This window comes from bacterium, assembly GCA_024228115.1.
In the GTDB taxonomy this organism is placed as follows: Bacteria; Myxococcota_A; UBA9160; order UBA9160; family UBA6930.
Genome location: JAAETT010000226.1, coordinates 1 through 2,943 on the forward strand (window position 1 = coordinate 1; position 2,943 = coordinate 2,943).

Consider the following 2,943-nt stretch of genomic DNA (forward strand, 5'->3'; position numbering starts at 1 on the left):
ACACTACCTCGCGGCTCTCGATCGCGAACTCGACACCGATCCGACCGACACCGATTCGCCGTTCTGACGAGAAACCAGCACTCGCGCGCGACCACGGCTAGATGATCAGATTTCTACGGTTTCTCGTGATCGCCAACACACGTGGTCTGGATCCAGCGCATGATGAACGAGGCACGCGACTACGCACGGCGTCAAACGGCGCTGGTCATGGAGCGTGCGAGAGCGGTTGGAAGACCGCTGTGGAGGGAGAGCCATGGGCGCGAAAGACAGCTTTGAGCGACATGCTCGGCAGGGCGTGGGGCCGATGATGCCGGGAACCGGAGAACCCAGACCGTTCGAGTCGGTCAATGAGGCAGTCTTCAAGCAGTCGCCGCTTGCGATTTCAGACGGACTGCCGCGGGCCTTGGAGTTCCGCCGGAAGGCCGAGAGCTGGTTCAGCTTTCCGTATCACTGCCTGATGAACGTGGAGTATCACCCGCATGAGCGCTTGACGCTGACGTTCTCCACCCACAAAGTGGTGTTGACGGGTCGCAATCTCGAGAGCCTCTACGATGGCATCCGCTCTCAAACCCGCGGGCGTGTCGAGGAGATGGACCGTGCCACCCAGTTTGCAACGGACGAGGATGAGCCCGAGGTTCACGAAATCGAGGTGGCGAAGATCGGAATGGGTGCGTCGCGAGGCCCGATAGTCGAAACGACGTCACCGAGCTCGTCTTGATAGATGGAGTCGCCAGCCCCCCGCCTGAACAATAGAAGTTGGACATCTGGCTGCGGCCACCAAGACCGACGAGGGGCACGGCGGCAGGGGGAACCGCCCCCTGGCCGCAATTCCTTCGCGTCCGCGTCACCGTGCTTGACTCGATCCCTGCGAGCGTCCAGTATCGCGCAATGTGAACCACCCCGGGTTTGCCGGAGACTCGTCTTCTGGCTGCGGGTCGGAGAGCCTGCAAGGGAGGGATTCTACTCAGCAGAGATCTGTCTTCAGTGCTCCCGGAGTCAAGGCGAGTTCGAACTCTTGAGTCCAAGGCAGTGCGCCGCTGTTTTCGCCTTCGGGCAGAAGAGTGTAGTAGTCGAGATTCAATTCTTGGAGGTGCTCGTACTTGAGAACGACGAAGTTGCCGTCGATGCTGTAGTACCGAGAGTCGGAGACTCGGTCTACGAAACTCGCCGTAGGAGGTGACGTCGTCTCCAGATCTCGGCGGTGGGCAAGCGTGATGTCGATTGTGTCGAGAGTTCCGACCCGTGTTAGGCTGAATGCTGACACCAACCCCGTATAGACGTAAGACTTATCTCCGTGCGTGACGATTGCAGATATGAAGACCAGCGGCGGTCCGGTTTCCTCGATCGTAGGGGCTCTGACCGGTGCGATTGGCCTGTCCTGACCGAGTCGATCTCGGTTGTCCCTGAGCACGCTCTCAAGCGCGAGCTCGACTTCTGACTCGGGGAAAAAAAGTCTTTCGCCGCTTAGGAGGTACCACCACTTGCTACTGAATCGCACCCTGCTGTATTTGATGTCTAGTTTGAATCTGCGAACGACAGTCCGAGACAGGTGGCCGGCGGCCCAAGACGCGAAGTAGAGAGTCGAGAAGTACGTGAAAGTTAGTCGGGGGTGCGCGGTAGCTGAGGCAACGGTCGCGGCGAAGGTCGAGTCTCTCGGCCCGAGAAGAAGCGATAGTACGATGTCAAGTTGAACTGGTTCGCCGACGAGTGACGCCCCGTAGATCCAGAGGAAGTGAAGCGCGCCCGCCCATACGGCGGCTTTGCCAACGCCTTCGGGGGTAAACGGAGAAGGCCCGGACGGATTGAACCGATTCCCGAGATAGTAGGACTGGGTGACGATTGCGCCTGGGAGCACCAAGAGAACGACGAGGAGTACCGGGAAGGCGAAGTTCACTTTCGGCAGCCCCTAGCTGCGTGCCGATGCGCTCGGCCTCGATCGTGCGCGCCCCGAACCCGCCCCATGCGACTGCAGCCTACGTTCCACAGCCGAGGGCGCCACCTGTTCGGAGTCGACTGGTCGGCGGATGCAGCAGACGGCGTGCCTGGCTAGCGCTTTGGCCCGCGCTTGCCTTGGATCGGCCGATTCGGCGTGAATTGTGGGGTTAGGCGGTAAGCCTTGCCTTCAATAGAAATGCTCGCCTTCGTGTCCCCATGAATCGCGCGGCGCAGTGCCTCTCGCGCTACAGGGTCAAGCAGAGCCTTCTGAAGGGCCGAGCTCCGAGGAACCGATTTCTCTCTGGACATTGTCGTATTCCTCCTTGCGGGAACATTATACCAGCCCAGGGGCGAAAGTAAAGCAAAACAGAAAACCTAGCCATTGGTCTACTTCTCGGCGTAGCAGTTTACCAACATTAGCCTACTTCCCGTCCGAGAAGTCGTAAGTCGTTGGATAGAAGGGGAATTGGCGCAATCGCCGCTCCCGATTCGACGTTCGTTCGTGCCTTCCCGGCCGGAAAATTCGCCAGGATCGAAGCTTTGGTGCTCGGACACGTCCCGCAGGTCTGATCGAGCCAGGAGAGGACTCAGCTCGTCACTGTCGGGCGTGTCGTTGAGATCGCCAAGGACAACGACGTTCTCGTGGCCCTGGCTTCGTAGGCGTTCGTAGATTGCGCGGGTTGTGATCGCCTGGGCGGTGCGCTTGTCGCGGGAACGTTGATCGTTGCCTCCGTGCTTGCTCTTGAAGTGGTTGGGAAGCACCCAGATCATCTGATCGTCCGGGGTGGATACTGCGAACTGCGGGCAGTGAACCCCGGGTTCTCCGGAGACTTCGTTGTACTTGTTGAATTCGAGCTCATCGACGAGTTCGGGGATGTCCCGTCCGCTGTTGATCTTCTCTGAGCGGCGGCTCCGGTTTGAATCCTAGGCGACGCGCTTTGCAGTCGCCTCTTCGCTGGTTTCGGACACGGTGAGAGCTCGGACGAGCTTCTCGATGTCGCGCCACCC

General features: G+C 59.7%; 3 protein-coding genes. 2 read left to right on the forward strand and 1 reads right to left on the reverse strand.

The window, feature by feature from the left end:
- Nucleotides 1–253 precede the first annotated feature (253 nt).
- Complete coding sequence (locus tag GY937_10440) at nucleotides 254–718, forward strand: hypothetical protein (protein MCP5057128.1); 465 nt, start codon at nucleotides 254–256, stop codon at nucleotides 716–718.
- Between the two features lie 246 nt (nucleotides 719–964).
- On the opposite strand, the gene GY937_10445 is transcribed toward GY937_10440, so the two are convergent.
- On the reverse strand, nucleotides 965–1,894 hold the full coding sequence (locus GY937_10445; GenBank protein ID MCP5057129.1) for a hypothetical protein: 930 nt from the start codon (nucleotides 1,892–1,894) through the stop codon (nucleotides 965–967).
- A gap of 773 nt (nucleotides 1,895–2,667) precedes the next feature.
- Between GY937_10445 and GY937_10450 the strand changes: the two genes are divergently transcribed.
- A complete protein-coding gene (locus GY937_10450) occupies nucleotides 2,668–2,838 on the forward strand; it encodes a hypothetical protein (protein MCP5057130.1) in 171 nt (56 codons plus the stop codon).
- The last annotated feature ends 105 nt before the right edge of the window (nucleotides 2,839–2,943 follow it).

Coding starts and splice junctions, on each gene's coding strand:
- GY937_10440 (MCP5057128.1), top strand. CDS start 254: ATGGGCGCGAAAGACAGCTTTGAGCGACATGCTCGGCAGGGCGTGGGG.